The sequence below is a fragment of the Psychroflexus sediminis genome, assembly GCF_900099815.1.
Classification (GTDB): domain Bacteria; phylum Bacteroidota; class Bacteroidia; order Flavobacteriales; family Flavobacteriaceae; genus Psychroflexus; species Psychroflexus sediminis.
Genome location: NZ_FNCW01000007.1, coordinates 153611 through 170221 on the forward strand (window position 1 = coordinate 153611; position 16611 = coordinate 170221).

12 protein-coding genes are annotated in these 16611 nt (G+C 36.7%); 10 read left to right on the forward strand and 2 right to left on the reverse strand.

Going from position 1 to position 16611, the window contains the following annotated elements; translation table 11 throughout:
- Positions 1-27 precede the first annotated feature (27 nt).
- Positions 28-1311: a phosphoribosylamine--glycine ligase gene (gene purD / locus BLP81_RS08670; RefSeq protein ID WP_093368059.1), complete on the forward strand. Its 1284-nt coding sequence runs from the start codon at positions 28-30 to the stop codon at positions 1309-1311.
- Here the strand turns inward: purD and BLP81_RS08675 are convergent.
- Positions 1303-1551: a DUF6341 family protein gene (locus tag BLP81_RS08675; protein WP_093368060.1), complete on the reverse strand. Its 249-nt coding sequence runs from the start codon at positions 1549-1551 to the stop codon at positions 1303-1305. The two genes, purD and BLP81_RS08675, sit on opposite strands and share 9 nt — an antisense overlap.
- A 46-nt stretch (positions 1552-1597) precedes the next feature.
- On the opposite strand from BLP81_RS08675, the gene BLP81_RS08680 reads away from it, so the two are divergent.
- The 3 genes from BLP81_RS08680 (at position 1598) to BLP81_RS08690 (ending at position 4247) form a co-directional block, all read left to right on the forward strand.
- Positions 1598-2524 carry a DUF6427 family protein gene (locus BLP81_RS08680; protein ID WP_093368061.1) on the forward strand — a complete coding sequence of 309 codons (927 nt, stop codon included), beginning with the start codon at positions 1598-1600 and terminating at the stop codon, positions 2522-2524.
- 72 nt (positions 2525-2596) lie between these two features.
- Positions 2597-3205 carry a DUF4254 domain-containing protein gene (locus tag BLP81_RS08685; RefSeq protein WP_093368062.1) on the forward strand — a complete coding sequence of 203 codons (609 nt, stop codon included), beginning with the start codon at positions 2597-2599 and terminating at the stop codon, positions 3203-3205.
- Between the two features lies 1 nt (position 3206).
- A complete protein-coding gene (locus BLP81_RS08690) occupies positions 3207-4247 on the forward strand; it encodes a glycosyltransferase family 9 protein (RefSeq protein ID WP_093368063.1) in 1041 nt (346 codons plus the stop codon).
- A 52-nt stretch (positions 4248-4299) separates the two neighbouring features.
- Here the strand turns inward: BLP81_RS08690 and BLP81_RS08695 are convergent, their stop codons facing one another.
- Positions 4300-4908, reverse strand: coding sequence for a superoxide dismutase (locus tag BLP81_RS08695; protein WP_093368064.1), 609 nt, complete (start codon positions 4906-4908; stop codon positions 4300-4302).
- 171 nt (positions 4909-5079) lie between these two features.
- On the opposite strand from BLP81_RS08695, the gene BLP81_RS08700 reads away from it, so the two are divergent.
- The 6 genes from BLP81_RS08700 (at position 5080) to BLP81_RS08725 (ending at position 16130) form a co-directional block, all read left to right on the forward strand.
- Positions 5080-8226, forward strand: coding sequence for a UvrD-helicase domain-containing protein (locus BLP81_RS08700; protein ID WP_093368065.1), 3147 nt, complete (start codon positions 5080-5082; stop codon positions 8224-8226).
- Between the two features lie 21 nt (positions 8227-8247).
- Entirely contained in the window at positions 8248-9450 is a 1203-nt protein-coding gene (kbl, locus tag BLP81_RS08705) for a glycine C-acetyltransferase (protein ID WP_093368066.1), read from the forward strand.
- A gap of 72 nt (positions 9451-9522) precedes the next feature.
- Complete coding sequence (locus BLP81_RS08710; protein WP_093368067.1) at positions 9523-10896, forward strand: OmpA family protein; 1374 nt, start codon at positions 9523-9525, stop codon at positions 10894-10896.
- A gap of 60 nt (positions 10897-10956) precedes the next feature.
- Positions 10957-13656, forward strand: coding sequence for a PD-(D/E)XK nuclease family protein (locus tag BLP81_RS08715; RefSeq protein WP_093368068.1), 2700 nt, complete (start codon positions 10957-10959; stop codon positions 13654-13656).
- Between the two features lie 14 nt (positions 13657-13670).
- Positions 13671-15365 (forward strand): single-stranded-DNA-specific exonuclease RecJ, encoded by a 1695-nt coding sequence (gene recJ, locus BLP81_RS08720; RefSeq protein ID WP_093368069.1) that lies wholly within the window; start codon positions 13671-13673, stop codon positions 15363-15365.
- 42 nt (positions 15366-15407) lie between these two features.
- The gene (locus BLP81_RS08725) at positions 15408-16130 is read left to right on the forward strand and encodes a LysE family translocator (RefSeq protein ID WP_093368070.1); all 723 of its coding nucleotides are present in this window, start codon (positions 15408-15410) and stop codon (positions 16128-16130) included.
- Positions 16131-16611 lie beyond the last annotated feature (481 nt).

Here is a 16611-nt window from a genome sequence, read left to right on the forward strand (position 1 = left end):
TGAAGCCTAATCTAAGCACATTATCTCATGAACGTATTGATCCTTGGAAGCGGCGGACGCGAACATACATTAGCACATCAAATTTCAAAAAGTTCAACCTGCAACAAGCTGTTTGTAGCTCCCGGTAATGCCGGTACTTCACTCTGCGCTACAAATCTGGAATTAGATATTCTCAATTTTGAAAAGGTTGCCAAAAGCATCAGAAACCATGACATACAGATGCTTATTGTGGGCCCGGAAGCTCCCCTTGTAGAAGGCATTAAAGATTATTTTGATGAAAGAGAAGAATTTTCAGACCTAAAAATCATCGGTCCCTCCAAGCGTGGAGCCCTGCTGGAAGGAAGCAAGGAGCGTGCTAAGCAATTTATGAGAGATCACATGGTCCCAACCGCAGCCTACCGAAGTTTTAGTAAAGATAGTTTAGAAGCTGGAAAGGAATTTTTAAAAACCATGCATCCCCCTTATGTATTAAAAGCTGACGGACTTGCAGGTGGTAAAGGCGTTTTGATTTTAAAGCAATTGCATGAAGCCCAGGACGAACTTGAAAACATGCTGACCAACAGCAAATTTGGGAAAGCCTCAGAAAAAGTAGTTATAGAAGAGTTTTTAAATGGAATTGAGCTTAGTGTTTTCGTACTTACCGATGGCAAAAATTACCTCACACTTCCCAATGCTAAAGATTACAAACGCATAGGAGAAGCAGATACAGGGCTTAACACCGGCGGAATGGGTGCTATCTCTCCGGTTCCTTTTGCTGATGAGGCTTTCATGAAAAAAGTAGATGAAAGAATCATCAAGCCCAGTATTGATGGACTTTATAAAGAAGGTATTGACTTTACAGGCTTTTTATTTATCGGCTTGATGAAAGTGGGCGATGAACCCTTCGTGGTAGAATATAACGTCAGAATGGGCGATCCGGAAACTGAAGTTGTCATTCCAAGAATAAAAAATGACTTATTAGATGTTTTGTCCAAAACCGCTGAAGCCCAAATTCAGGATGTTCAGCTTGAAATCAGTTCTCAGCATGCTGCAACGGTTATGCTGGTTTCGGGTGGTTACCCAGGAACTTATGAAAAAGGGAAGGTGATTTCAGGTTTGGATAAAATTGAGGAAAATAAAGACGTATTTATTTGCCACGCAGGCACCCAAAAAGCAAACGATGAAATTCGTACAAACGGAGGTCGAGTAATCGCTGTCACCGCTTTTGGAGAGACGTTTCAAAAGGCCTTGGAAAAAGCTTACGAAAACGTGGATCACATAAATTTTAAGGGAATGTACTACAGGAAAGACTTAGGCAAAGACTTAGTCTAAGTCTGAATTTTTTCCTAAATATGAGTGAGCTATGACGCTCTTATTTTCTTCACCCCTATCATCGAATTTTTTTAACTGTTTCATCCAGTAAAAAAACGCTGCAAAGGCGATGAGTACAAAAACAAAATTTAAGCCGTTAGCAGCCCACCAGGAATCCTCTTGCAAAGCTCTTAAAGCGTCCAAAGGGATAAATAAAAAATCTTCAAATAAACTTGCAATACCCTGAAAAAAATCCTTCATGACTCTGTTATATTATATTTACTTTGCAAAAGTAACAAAATAGACCATGCTAACAAGACTTTTTAGTCATTCTAAACCTATCGCTTTTGCTATCCTGAGTATTTTATTTGCTATAGCTTTTGTTGTTGAAAATTTTATCTCAACTACAACGGGATTCAGTGCATCCATAATTTTTAGTAAACTTGGTGTTTTAGCTGTTTTCCTGTTGATTGTATTTCTTCTCAATTTTATGGTGAAACGCAATAAAATTCACCAACATCACACCTTTGCAGCTTCCAGTTTTGTTCTGCTGATTATCGCCTTTCCGGAAATACTAAGATCTACAGAGTTCGTATTTAGTTACTTCTTTTTGCTTCTATCCTTCAGAAGAATTCTTAGCTTAAAAACCAATACAAATTTTAAGCAAAAGCTTTTTGATTCCAGTTTTTTACTTTCTATTTCTATATGGTTTGAACCCTTTCACTGGCTATTTATAGCAGTCATTTATTTTGGCGTCATTATGTATGCTTCCCAAAACTATAGACACTTCATCATCCCTGTTGTTGGACTTGCTGTAGGTTTCGTACTTCGCCTTTGTTATTTTTTAATTTTTGAAAATAAATGGATAGGTTTTCAGGATTATTTACCAGAATTCACGGGTATAGATTTCTTTTTTGACAGCTTTAAGTATGGAAGTTTACTCGGACTTTTATTGCTGATTTTGGTTTGGATTATTTTCCAGCTACCTGTTATCTTCAATAGAGCAAAACTTCATCAAAGCGAAAGCTTAAGTATTGTTTTATTTTTTATGTTGATTTCAATTGCTGTTATGATTTTCAATAATTCTCCTTTAGCTATGGATGCCATTTATTTAGTGTGGCCATTATCTATATTGATTGGAAACTATTTTCAGCTGAAGTCTACAAAAAAATGGATTAAAGAGGTATTCTACATGATTTTCCTGGCTGGAATTGTATTTTCAGCTTTATATTAGAAAGACCATTGCCATTTGCAAAGTCTGTTTTAAAAACACTTGGTATATTTGTAAACACACAAATGCAAAACTATGTTTTCAGAAAAAGCTAATAGAATATTCCAAAGCGTCATTGAAACTTATCACGTAAAAGATGATGTCGATCAAGAATTCAAAAATCCATTTGATAAAAAAGAGACCCTTATTGAGCATTTATTATATAGAAAATGCTGGATAGATACAGTTCAATGGCATTATGAAGATCTCATAAGGGATCCTGAAATTTCTCCTGAAGATGCTCTAAAGCTCAAAAGAAAAATAGATGCTTCCAATCAAGACAGGACCGATACGGTGGAATTTATCGACAGTTATTTTTTGGATCTTTTCAACACCATAGAGCCAAAGCTTAAAGCTAAAATCAATACGGAAAGTCCTGCCTGGGGAATAGACAGGCTCTCTATTTTGGCTTTGAAGATTTATCATATGAACGAAGAAGCCAACAGAACCAATGCTTCTGAAAAACATCAAATTGCCTGTAAAGCAAAGCTTGATGTACTGCTGGAACAACAAAGAGACTTATCCCTGGCTATAGATCAACTTCTGGAAGACATCAAGGTTGGTGACAAGTACATGAAAGTTTACAAGCAAATGAAAATGTACAACGATGATGAAATGAATCCTGTCCTGAGAAGTAAGCAATAGAATGAAGCAGCCTAGCCACATTCTGGTGATACGCTTATCTGCTATGGGGGATGTGGCTATGACGGTTCCTGTTCTCTCTCAGTTGCTGGAAACCTATCCGAAACTAAAAATCACAGTCCTCACCAAGCCTTTTTTTGCTCATTTATTTGAACATATTGAACGAATAAATGTCGTGAAAGCTGAAGTTAAAACCAAGCATAAAGGAATTTCTGGTTTGTGGCTGATGGCTAAGCAGCTTCATAAGTTGGAAATTGATGCTATAGCCGATTTACACAACGTCTTAAGATCACGCATTCTATGTGGGTTCTTAAAAATCTTCGGTCATGAATACTTCAGAATAGATAAGGGAAGAACAGAAAAAAAAGCATTAACCCGGCCAAATGATAAGATTTTTAAGCCTTTAAAAAGCACACATCAGCGTTATGCAGAGGTGTTCAAAAAACTGAAATTACCAGTAGATAAAGAAATACAAATAAAAAAAATACAACTTCCGCTGCCTTCTGAAGTTGAATCTTCTTTGAATTGGGATAGCTCAAAAAAATGGATAGGTATTGCTCCGTTTGCAGCGCATTCCCCTAAGCAATATCCTTTGAAACTGATGAAAAAAGTCATTTCAAAATTAAGTGAAGACAAAAACAGTCAAATTCTGTTATTTGGGGGCAGTAAAAAGGAAGTAAGGAAACTAAAAGCCTTAGCCCATGATTTTAGCAACTGCGAAAGTGTTGCAGGAAGGTTTAGTTTTTCTGAAGAATTACAATTGATATCAAACTTGGATGTCATGTTGTCAATGGATAGCGGAAACGGTCATTTGGCAGCCATGTTTGGTGTAAAAGTGGTTACTATTTGGGGAGCAACCCATCCTTTTGCAGGCTTTGCGCCTTTCGGTCAAACCCGAGAACAGCAAGTCTTCCCAAATCTTGAAAAGTACCCTTTATTACCCACTTCTATTTATGGAAACAAAAAGGTGAAAGGATACAAAAAAGTCATGCATGATATCGCTGCAGAAGATGTTTTCCAAAAAGTGAAATCCAATTTAGTTTAGAGCAAAAAAAACTGCCCAAATCGGGCAGTTTCTATTCTTATATATGCTAAACTTATTTGTTTTCAGAATAACGTTTAGCTACTTCTTCCCAATTGATCACTTCAAAGAAATGTTCAATATACTCTGGTCTTTTATTTTGATAGTTGAGATAATACGCATGTTCCCAAACATCAATTCCTAAAATAGGAGTTCCTCCTGCACCAACATTGGGCATTAATGGATTGTCCTGATTTGGAGTAGAAGCAACTTCTAGTTTTCCGTCGTTATGTACAGTTAACCAGGCCCATCCAGATCCAAACTGACCTGCAGCTGCATTTGAAAATGCATCTTTAAACGCTTCAAATGAACCGAAAGATTCATCGATTGCTTTGGCTAACTCACCTGATGGTTTTCCGCCACCATTTGGCGACATAATTTTCCAGTACAATCTGTGATTATAAAAACCTCCGCCGTTATTTCTTACAGCAGTGTTGGATAAATCCAGATTGATTAGTATATTTTCAATGGTTTTACCTTCCAAATCTGTACCTTCAATGGCATTATTCAATTTAGAGGTATATCCAGCATGGTGCTTACCATGATGAATTTCCATTGTTTTTTTATCGATATGTGGCTCAAGTGCATCATGAGCATAGTCTAATTTTGGTAATTCAAAAGCCATAATTTGTATTTTTTGTTAATTTATTGATATCAAAAATAACTATTAAGACTTTGACTTAGGATTATTTGATGTTATATTTTACTTAAAACAAAATCTGACATACTCAGGATAGCTTTGATTTTTTGAAAACTATTATCCTTAGATTTATTACCTTACCCTTAAAATTGAAGAATGCCTCTACAGTCCAATTTCACCATATTTAATGCTTCAGCAGGTTCCGGAAAAACCTTTAAGCTTGCAGAACGTTATTTAACTTTACTGCTTTCATCTCCAAAAAACACGAGTTTTCAGAACATCCTGGCCATAACCTTCACCAACAAAGCCGTTGGAGAAATGAAATCTAGAATTTTAGAGTATCTCACGCTCTTCTCAAAAGGTGAACCTCAGCTGGAAGGCGACGCGATGTTTAAACTGATAAGAGAAAACACGAAACTATCCTCAGGCCAGATTCAGAAGAAATCCTACTTTATTTTAAAAGAAATCCTGGACAATTATGCAGCTTTTGAAATTTCAACTATAGATGCTTTTACCCATAGAATCATAAGAACCTTCGCCAAAGACCTGGGCTTATCCATGAATTTTGATATTGAAATGGACACCCTGCAGGTTTTAGAACTGGCTGTAGAACGAGTGGTAGAAAAAGCAGGAAGCGATGAAGAACTGACGGAAGTTCTGATTGATTTTGCTTTAGAAAAAGTAAACGATGACAAAAGCGGCAATATAAGCCTGGACATTTTTGAGGCGTCAAAACTGCTTTTGAATGAGAAAGATGAAATTTTTGTCTCCTCTTTGAATGCGTTTGGACTTGAAGACTTTAAGCAGCTAAAAACCAGACTGGCTGAAGACATGAATTCTATCACTGAAAAACTTAAGACAATTGGAGATGAGTTTTTGATGAGACTGAATAAAAACGGATTGGAATTTAAAGATTTTAAAGGGGGCTGGTTGCCAAAGTTTTTTGAAAAATTAAGTGAGGATCATCCTGGAATTGGTTTTGATGCCAAGTGGCAAGAAACTATTGATGAAGAAGATACTTATGTGAACAAAAAGCAGAGTGAAGACAAAAAACGACTCATCTTTTCCATGCGAGACTTCATAGTTGAGCAATATGCGCTTAGTAAAAAGTTGTTTTTAGACCGTAAATTCTTTGAAAAAATTCATAAAAATATCACTCAGCTTTCCTTGCTTAGCGCCGTGAATTCTGAAATGGAACTGATTAAGAAAGAGCAGAATATCATGCTGATTTCTGACTTCAACAAAAAGATAAGCGATGAAATAAAAAAACAGCCTGCTCCCTTTATTTTTGAACGCCTGGGTGAGAAATTTCAGCATTATTTTATCGATGAATTTCAAGATACTTCACGCATGCAATGGGAGAATTTAATTCCGCTCACCGGCAATGCGCTGGCCTCGCTTTTTGAAGGAGAAAGCCCGGGAACCTTAACCCTTGTTGGTGATGCCAAGCAATCTATTTACGCCTGGAGAGGTGGCGATGCGCATCAATTTATGAATTTATCCAGGGGAGACTCCCCTTTTCCTATACAACCTGGTTTGGAGACCTTGAGTACTAATTTCAGAAGTAGTCAGGCCATTATAAAATTCAATAATGAGTTTTTTGAATATGTAGGAGAACACCTCAAGGATGAAAGCCTGAAAACTCTTTTAAAAGGCAAAAACTTAATTCAATCTGCTCATAAACCCGAAAAAGGTTTTGTGAACTTAAAATTTATTAAGGCTAAATCCACTGAAGAACGGGATCAAATTTACCCGATAGAGGTCTTAGACATCATAAAGAAAAAACAAGAACAGGGTTTTAAGCTTGGCGACCTCTGCATTTTAGTTCGTAAAAAAAAGGAGGGCATTAACATCGCAGAATTTCTCAACCAGCATGAGATTCCGATCATTTCTTCTGAAACCTTACTGATTAATTCTGACGAACAGGTTCGGTTTATCCTGGAGCTTATGAGTGTGTTGAACGATGAGCTAGACGAAATCTCCAAAGCTAAAATTCTGGAAGCTTTAAGCATAAGATTATCCTATTCCGAAGAAGAAAGATTTAATCTCCTGAAGAAAACCCTCAACAAAGACCAAGACCTGTTTTGGAAAACTTTGAACGATTTAGGCTTTTCTTTTGACCCCAATCATTTTCACAGCCTCCCTTTTTATGATGCTGTGGAGTACCTAATCGGTCATTTTGGACTCGACAAAACAGCCAATGCCTATCTTCAATTTTTTCTTGATGAAGTTTTCGAATTCACTTTAAAGCAAGATGGAAATCTAAGTGCGTTTTTAAGTCACTGGAGCCTGCAACACGAAAAGAAAAGCATTATCAGCACAGATAATGAAAATGCAGTTCAAATTATGACTGTTCATAAAAGCAAGGGCTTACAATTCCCTGTTGTCATTTTTCCTTACGCCAAGCAACAAATAGATGACACCAAAAGAAGCCACCTTTGGGTAGGTCTCCCAGAAAAATTCAAACTTCCCGTTGCCTTAATCACTTATCCAAGCAAGGACATTGAACATTCGCTTTATTCTGAAAATTATCTCAATTTGATTGATCACCTGGAGATGGAAAATATAAATATTCTTTATGTAGCGCTCACACGAGCAGCTGACGAGCTATTTATCCTTTCTGAAGATGATAGAGATAAGAACGGGGGCATAAAATCAAACACGTTTTCCGGATTATTTATGGGTTATCTGCAAAAATCTCAATCTATAAACATAGAGCCGGATGTTGATTATCACTGGGGAGAAAGTATTACTCCGGAACAGGATATCAACACAAATGAAAGAATCGAACATAAAAATTTGAGGTTTCATTCTCCTTCACCACATTTGGATTTATCTCTGGTTACAACAGCGGGAAAGCTTTGGAACGAAGAACTTGAAAAAGCTTTGGAAGAGGGTAATTTAATCCACTCTTTGCTATCGCAAATCAAGTCTGCCAACGCTATAGATTCATCCTTATCCAGGCATATTGATAAAGGATTTATAGAACAGGAAAAACAGGAATTTTATCGAAAAAAAGTAATTTCAATTATAACACATAAGGATCTGGCAGATTTTTTTACGGAGGCTTATCAAGTCTGGACTGAAAGGGATATTTACTTTCAGGATAAGCTTGTAAGACCAGATCGGGTAAATTTGAAGGGAAAAGATGCTTTTATCATCGATTATAAAACGGGGAAGCCATCAAATCAGCATATAAGTCAGATCAATGAATATGCAGAAGCTTTGAGTAGTTTACAATATAATGTTAAGAAGAAACTCTTGGTTTACATTACCAATTCTATTGAAGTAAAGATTGTTTAAATTTGCAAAAAACAAAATAATATGTATTCAAATAAATTTCAAAAACAGCTATCAGAAGAACTTCAAAGCATAAAAGAGGATGGGCTTTACAAAAAAGAGCGCATCATTACCTCTCCACAAGGTGCTGAAATCACTTTGGATTCTGGAGAAAGTGTTTTGAATTTTTGCTCCAATAATTACCTGGGCTTATCATCTCACCCGGAGGTTGTAAAAGCAGCTAAAGATACGTTAGACAGTCATGGATTTGGCATGTCTAGTGTGAGATTTATCTGTGGAACTCAGGATATTCACAAAAAATTAGAAGAGGAGATTGCAGGTTTTTACGGTACTGAAGACACCATACTTTATGCCGCCTGTTTTGACGCAAACGGCGGAGTGTTTGAGCCGTTGCTGACTAAAGAAGATGCTATCATTTCAGACTCGCTCAACCATGCCTCCGTTATCGATGGGGTGAGATTATGTAAAGCGGCTCGATACAGGTATCAGAATGGAGATATGAATGATCTCGAAGCGCAACTGAAACAAGCAAAAGAAAACGGGGCTAGACATATTTTAATAGTCACAGACGGTGTCTTTTCTATGGATGGCTTAGTGGCGCCACTTGATGAAATTTGTGACTTAGCCGATACCTATGAAGCTTTAGTTATGATAGATGAGTGTCATGCTACAGGATTTATTGGCGATAAAGGGATTGGCACTTTAGAAGAAAAAGGCGTTTTGGACAGAATAGACATTATCACAGGAACCCTGGGTAAGGCCCTTGGCGGAGCCATGGGAGGCTATACTACCGGTAAGAAGGAAATCATCGACCTGTTAAGACAGAGGTCCAGACCTTATTTATTTTCAAATTCTTTAGCGCCTTCTATAGTTGGTGCAACTCTGAAAGTTTTTGAAATTATCAAAAATGACGATACTTTGAGAAAAAAATTAACAGAAAATACAGCTTATTTCAAAAAACATATCAAAGAAGCTGGTTTTGATATTATAGATGGTGAATCTGCTATAGTTCCAGTCATGTTATATGACGCCAAACTATCTCAAGAAATGGCGTCAATGCTACTAAAAGAAGGGATTTACGTCATTGGTTTTTTCTATCCAGTGGTTCCAAAAGGCAAGGCAAGAATAAGGGTACAATTATCTGCAGCACACGATAAAATTCACCTGGATAAAGCTATTGAAGCCTTTATCAAGGTGGGAAAAGACTTAAAAATTATTGAAAGTTAACTTATTTAGCAATATTAATTTTACATTTGTTAACTATTGAACTAATTTATAGTAATCAAAAAATTAAAAGACATGAAGAAATTAAACACACTTTTTTTGCTTCTTGCGCTCATTATGGGAGTTGTAAGTACGCAAGCACAAGATCAAAACAACCCATGGGCTGTAGTCATAGGTACTAATGCTGTAGATTTTTATCCGGCAGCCAATGATAATATTCCGGGAGAAATTAATAGTGGTGATATATTTGACGAATATTTTAATGTAACAGATCATTATAATATTGTTCCATCTTTATCATTTTTAGAAGTAAAAAGATATGTAGGAGATGGTTTTTCTGCCAGAGTTTTTGGTTCTATTAATCAAATAGATAAACTAGGGGATGTAAGCGCCGATGACTTGAGTTTCTATAACTTGGGTGCTGGAATTGATTACAATTTCAAAGAATTATTAAATTCTGATGTGATTGATCCTTTCTTAGGAATAGGTGTAGGTTACTTTTGGTTGGATGATAATGGAGCCTCTACTTTTGACAGTGACTTAGGTATTAATTTTTGGTTTTCAGACTATGTTGCGTTCACAGTGAAATCATCTTATAAAACTGCATTTGAAGATGATAATTTCGATTATTTCCAACATACAGCTGGTCTAACTATCGCTTTCGGAGGAACCGATACTGATGGTGATGGCGTATATGATAAAAATGATGACTGTCCTGATACTCCAGGTTTAGTGGAATTTAATGGTTGCCCAGACTCTGATGGTGATGGTATCACTGATTCAGAAGATGAATGCCCTAACACAGCAGGTCTTGCAGAATTTAACGGTTGCCCAGATACTGATGGTGACGGTATTGCAGATCCAAAAGATGAGTGTCCTGACGAAGCTGGTTCAAAAATGTTGAACGGATGTCCTGATGCTGATGATGACGGTTTAGCAGATAAGGAGGATGAATGTCCTAATGAAGCCGGCCCAGAAGCAAACAATGGATGCCCTTATCCAGATACAGATAACGATGGTGTATTAGACAAAGATGACATGTGCCCAGATGTTGCCGGTACAGTATCAAACAATGGTTGTCCAGAAGTTACTGAAGAGGTTCAAAAAGAATTGAACGAGTATGCTAAAACCATTAACTTTAACACAGGTGAAACAACTATTACTGAAGATTCTGCAGAAGCTTTAGAAGCAATTATAGCAATTTTGGACGAATATCCTAATGCTAAATTTACAGTTGAGGGACATACTGATAGCGTTGGAAGTGCTCAAAATAACATGAGACTTTCTGAAGCTAGAGCTCTGTCTGTAAAAGCTTATTTAGTTGAAAACGGTGTAGATGAGTTTAGATTATCATCTGCTGGTTACGGCGAAGAAAGACCAGTTGCTACCAACGATACTAGAGCTGGAAGAGCAGAAAACAGAAGAGTTGAAATTAATTTGAAAAAGTAATTAATTTTAAAATTTAAGTTTAAAAACACCCCAAGCAGGGGTGTTTTTTTATTTTTGCCTATGGAAAGTTTTATAACCGATGTTGTTTCAAAATTAAAGGCAAAAGACCTAAATCAGAGTCATTTTATCCTCCCCAGCAGAAGAGCAGCACAGGCTTTTTCAAAAGAACTTTTTCTAAGTCAACATGAAAGCTTTCTGGCTCCGCCTATACAGAGTATTGAGGAGTTTATCGAGACCGTTGCTGAGGTTAAACTCATAAGTAATTTGGAAACTATCTTTCTCTTCTATGAAGTATATCAAGATCTTACACACCCTAATAAGCAGGAACCTCTAGATCAAGTTTATAACTGGGGACAATCTATTGTTCAGGATTTTAATGAAATAGACCGGTATCAAATTGATGCCGATCAGTTTTTTGGAAACCTTAAAGCTATAAAGGATTTGGAGCACTGGTCGAAATCTGATGTTAAAACAGATTTGGTCAAAAACTATATTGAATTTTGGGAAAGCCTGCCTAAATATTATCATGAATTAAAGGCAAAATTAAAAGCAGACAAAAAAGCTTATCAGGGGATGGCTTACCAGGAAGCGGCTTCTAACATTAAAGATTTTATCAATTCCAATGAGGCTAAATTTTACTTTATCGGTTTTAATGCGCTCAATACCTGTGAGGAAACTATCTTTCAATATATTCTAGAACAGCAAAGAGGAGATGTTTTTTGGGATATAGACAACTATCTTTTGACAGAGCATACTGCAGGAATCTTTATGAGGAGCTATTCCAAAACCTGGCCTATATATGCTGATACGGCTTTAAAAGCATCAACAACCAGCTATTCCAATAAAAAAACCATAGGTCTCTACGGCGTTTCAAAACAGATTGGTCAAGCAAAACTCGTAGGCGACCTTCTTTCTGAAATGACCCATGAAGAACTCGATAAAACAGCCTTGATCCTTGGAGATGAAAGCCTGCTTCAACCCCTTCTTAACTCTCTGCCCAAAAATATAAGTAAGGTCAATGTTACCATGGGATTGCCGCTAAGCAGCACCAATCTAGCTTCATTGTTTGAAAGCCTTTTTAAAATAAGGTCTTTAAATCAAAATGAATTGCACTATAAAATCCTTTTTGAATTGATTGAACATCCAAGCCTCAAGAAGGCTTATCACAAAGAATTGCAGCTAATTCGAAAAGATTTGAATACCAATAATATCGTCTTTCAATCTAAACAGGATTTTTTCCGAAAATGGAATCGATTGGATGACTCCCTGTTGAATATCTTAAAACTAAGTTTAAACAACACCAATTCAACAGTTGATGAATTTCTAAATACCTGTTTGGAGCTTATAGAATTGCTAAAGCCTCATTTTCAGGATGAAAAACTTTCTCTTGAATACCTATTTGGATTTAAAAAACTGTTCATCAAGCTAAAAAACCTACTGACTAAAACAGAGTTGATAAAGGAATTTAAGGTTTTTCACCAAATTTATCAGGACACCTTATCTTCAGAAACTTTAGATTTCGAAGGCTCGCCTTACGAAGGCTTACAGATTATGGGAATGCTTGAGACCAGGGTTTTAGATTTTGAAAACATCATCATCACTTCGGTCAACGAAGGGGTTTTACCCTCAGGAAAATCGCAAAACAGCTTTATTCCTTTCGACTTAAAGAAGGCGTATAAACTTCCCACTTATAAAGAAAAAGATGCTGTGTATGCCTATCATTTTTTTAGGTTGGTCCAAAGAGCTAAAAACTGCCATTTCATTTTCAACAATTCTACTTCAGGTATAGAAAAAGCCGAAAAAAGCAGATTTATAACTCAATTGGAGACCTTCAAACTGCCTCAACATTTCATTAAGAGTTATGCAGTTTCTGCAAACACTAATCTTAACGAAACCTCACGTGAAGTTATCACCAAAACCCCGGAGATGATGACTCAGCTCAGGACGTTATTTGCCAGCGGCATTTCCCCCTCTGCTTTGACAGCTTACATCAGGAACCCCATAGATTTTTACAACCGGTATGTTTTAGGCTTAAATGAAGTAGAGGATATAGAAGAAGATATCTCCCATAAAACACTTGGCACTGTCATTCATGATTGCCTGGATCTTTTATACAGAAAGTATGTAGGGAAAATTTTAAAGGAGACCGACATTGAGCAAATGCTCAATTCTTATCCTAAAATCATGACTTTGCTTTTTGAAGAAAGATTTCAGGAAGAAAGCTTGCGACACGGCAGAAATTTAATCGATTTTGAAATCGCTAAGCATCAGGTCAAGCGTTTTCTGACTCAAGAGAAAAAATTGGTAAAAGCGAATGCCTTAAAAATTATCGAGCTGGAAATTAAACATGAATCGTATTTTAAGGTTGGAGGTTTAGACTTCAATGTTAAGTTGAGAGGAACGGTAGATCGGGTGGATTTACTCAACGACCAATTAAGAATAATAGATTACAAAACAGGAAAAGTGGAGGCAAAACAACTGAAAATTCCAAAAGAATGGCAAGGATTTAGTGAAGATTATAGCTATTCCAAAGCCTTCCAGGTCTTGTTTTATGCCCTGCTCAAAGAAAAAGATTTAGGTGAAAATGCAGAAGCAGGCATTATTTCCTTCAAAAATCTTAATTCTGGATTGATGTCATGTGCTGTACCAAAATCGAATAAAAATTTAAAAGAATTAGTAGGGGAATTTAAAATTGAATTAGAAGCTTTAATTTTGGAAATATTAAATTCAGAAATTCCCTTCACAGAAAAACCTGTTTAAAGCAAGACAAGAATATGCGCTGGACCTTAATAGAAAGAGCCGAGGCTTCCAAAATAAATCACCTCCAAGAGTCTATAGGTGTGGATGAAACCACTGCAGAACTTCTTGTCAAACGAGGCATTGAAAGCTTTGAAAATGCGAGAAACTTTTTCAGGCCAAGTTTAGAAAAGCTACACGATCCCTTTTTGATGAAAGGCATGGATGAAGCCAGTGATTTTATACTTCAAAAACGCAATGAAAAGAAGCCCATCATGGTTTTTGGAGATTATGATGTAGATGGAACAACGAGTGTTGCTTTGATGAGTACCTACTTAAAAAGTTTAGGCTTCAATGTATTAAGCTATATCCCCGATCGGTACCAGGAGGGTTATGGCGTTTCTTACCAGGGAATAGATCACGCGAAAGTCAATGGAATAGACCTTATAATTGCTCTTGACTGTGGCATTAAAGCGATTGAGAAAATAAGGTATGCCAAAGACTTAGGAATAGACTTTATCATTTGCGATCACCACAGACCCGGAGAAGAAGTCCCGGAAGCGGTAGCTGTTTTGGATCCAAAACAAGAAGACTGCAGTTATCCTTTTGATGAACTTTGCGGCTGTGGTGTTGGATTTAAACTCGTACAAGCCTTACAAATGAAATTGGGTAAACCACAAAAAGAAATCTATACATACCTTGACCTTGTCGCCACAGCTATCGGCTCGGATATCGTTCCTATCACAGGGGAAAATAGAATTCTTGCTCATTTTGGTTTAAAGCTGATCAACTCAAGAAGACGGCCTGCCTTTAAAGCCATTTTGGAACAAACCAAAAAGAGAGAGCTCACCATCACCGATGTGGTCTTTATGATTGGACCGAGAATTAACGCTGCAGGAAGAATGAAACATGGCCTGCTTGCCACCGAACTGCTTTGCGAAACCGATCTTGAAAAGGTTAAAACTCTGGCGCAAGACATCGAACTCTATAACGCCAGCAGAAAAGATGCAGACCGCAGCATTACTGAAGAAGCCCTACAACTCATTAAAGATCACAAGGAAGAAGAACGATTTACCACAGTGGTATATCAATCCCACTGGCATAAAGGAGTGATAGGCATCGTGGCCTCTCGACTTACAGAAACTTACTATAGGCCTACTTTGGTGTTTACCAAGAGCGGAGAGAAATTGGCTGCTTCAGCAAGATCTGTCAAAGGCTTTGATGTTTATGAAGCGCTGGAAAGCTCTTCAGAATTTATTGAACAGTTTGGAGGTCATAAATATGCTGCTGGTTTAACCCTTGAAGAAAAAAACTTCGAAAAGTTTAAGTCTAAGTTTGAGCAAGTTGTCAGATCAAGCATAAACCCTGATTTACTCACTCCGGAAATTCCCTACGATACTGAAATCCAATTTGAGGAAATCACTCCAAAGTTCATCAGGATTCTGAAACAGTTCGCCCCTTTTGGTCCGAGAAATATGAAACCTACCTTCGTTTCCAAAAACGTGTCAACCACTGGTTTTGTAAAAGCTTTAGGCGAAGATGGACTTCACCTGAAAGCTAATTTGGTTCAAAAGGGAATGGTTATTACAGCCATCGGTTTTGGCTTAGGTGATAAAAAAGAAATCATGGACTCCAAAGAAGCTTTTGATATTATTTTCACCCTTGAAGAAAACGAATGGAACGGCACGGTAAGTCTTCAGCTAAATCTAAAAGATCTCAGAAAATCAATTTAGTTACAATTCCTTAACTTTGATCTATAAACTGAACAAGACTTGATGTTACAAGACATACTTTCAGGAATTCCTTTGGGGTTTTTCTTGGCCTTTATGGTGGGACCAGCCTTCTTTGTGTTACTTGAAACCGCTGCTATGCGTGGGTTTAGAGCAGCTCTAGCCTTTGATATAGGTGTTATTGTGGCTGATGTCGTCTTCATTTTTATAGCTTATTTCAGTACTAATCAATTGCTGAGAAGTATTAAGGACGATCCCGCTCTTTTTATTTTTGGAGGAAGCATACTTACGATTTATGGGATCATTGCGTACATCAAAGCTAGAAGAGCAACCTATACCCAGGCTGATTTTGAAGTTCAAAAGCTCAAACGAAAAGATTTCTTCGGAATTGTAATAAAAGGCTTTTTGCTCAACTTTATCAATATTGGCGTATTAGGATTTTGGCTGGGTTTGTTGATCATTTTTGGCCCTTCCTTAGAAATGGAAGGCTCCAGACTTATTGTGTTTTTTACAAGCATTATTGTAACTTACTTAGTCGTCGATATCTTCAAAATACTGCTAGCTAAAAGGTTGAATAAAAAACTAACCCCAAAACGAATTACACTCTTTAAAAAAGGGATTAGTTTTTTATTGATTGTCTTCGGAATCATACTGATTTTGAGAGGAGTTATGCCTGAACAAATGAACGACATTGAAGATAATTTTGAAAATACGGCCATGAATTCAAAGGCCAAAAAAGTAGTTGAGGAAGTCGTTAAGCCATTTTAAGGCCTTAAAAATCCACCCCTCGGTTAAAGATGTTTTTTTAAAATCAGAAAGCGCTTTCTATTTCTTGTAATAATGTCCAAATCGTAAAAAATTCCATTATTTAATTCTAATTATTATTCATACTTTATAAGTACTCCTTTGCGTGTTTTATAGATCAATACAGCTTATATTCCATAAAATATACGTTTTTCTGAACTCCATTTATATCCATTGATTAACAGAAATCTTATTCAGTCGGTGTTATATAAGTAAAATTAAATTTTGAAAAAAAATCATGTTGTGGATAATCCATCTGAAATAAAAAAGAAGCAAATGAAATAAGACTCCATGGGTATTGTTTTAAAAGCAGCTGGTATCTCAAAGCCTTGGCAGAACCGCTATCAACTTATGAAAACAGAGGTTTTCCCATGTGGGCAAAAAACTGGAAATAAAAAAGCCTAACTTAATAATAGTCAGGCTTTATTAGGTTTAACTTTGAGGT

Coding starts and splice junctions, on each gene's coding strand:
- BLP81_RS08695 (WP_093368064.1), bottom strand. CDS start 4,908: ATGGCTTTTGAATTACCAAAATTAGACTATGCTCATGATGCACTTGAG.
- BLP81_RS08685 (WP_093368062.1), top strand. CDS start 2,597: ATGTTTTCAGAAAAAGCTAATAGAATATTCCAAAGCGTCATTGAAACT.
- BLP81_RS08710 (WP_093368067.1), top strand. CDS start 9,523: ATGAAGAAATTAAACACACTTTTTTTGCTTCTTGCGCTCATTATGGGA.
- BLP81_RS08715 (WP_093368068.1), top strand. CDS start 10,957: ATGGAAAGTTTTATAACCGATGTTGTTTCAAAATTAAAGGCAAAAGAC.
- purD (WP_093368059.1), top strand. CDS start 28: ATGAACGTATTGATCCTTGGAAGCGGCGGACGCGAACATACATTAGCA.
- BLP81_RS08725 (WP_093368070.1), top strand. CDS start 15,408: ATGTTACAAGACATACTTTCAGGAATTCCTTTGGGGTTTTTCTTGGCC.
- kbl (WP_093368066.1), top strand. CDS start 8,248: ATGTATTCAAATAAATTTCAAAAACAGCTATCAGAAGAACTTCAAAGC.
- BLP81_RS08675 (WP_093368060.1), bottom strand. CDS start 1,551: ATGAAGGATTTTTTTCAGGGTATTGCAAGTTTATTTGAAGATTTTTTA.
- BLP81_RS08690 (WP_093368063.1), top strand. CDS start 3,207: ATGAAGCAGCCTAGCCACATTCTGGTGATACGCTTATCTGCTATGGGG.
- BLP81_RS08700 (WP_093368065.1), top strand. CDS start 5,080: ATGCCTCTACAGTCCAATTTCACCATATTTAATGCTTCAGCAGGTTCC.
- recJ (WP_093368069.1), top strand. CDS start 13,671: ATGCGCTGGACCTTAATAGAAAGAGCCGAGGCTTCCAAAATAAATCAC.
- BLP81_RS08680 (WP_093368061.1), top strand. CDS start 1,598: ATGCTAACAAGACTTTTTAGTCATTCTAAACCTATCGCTTTTGCTATC.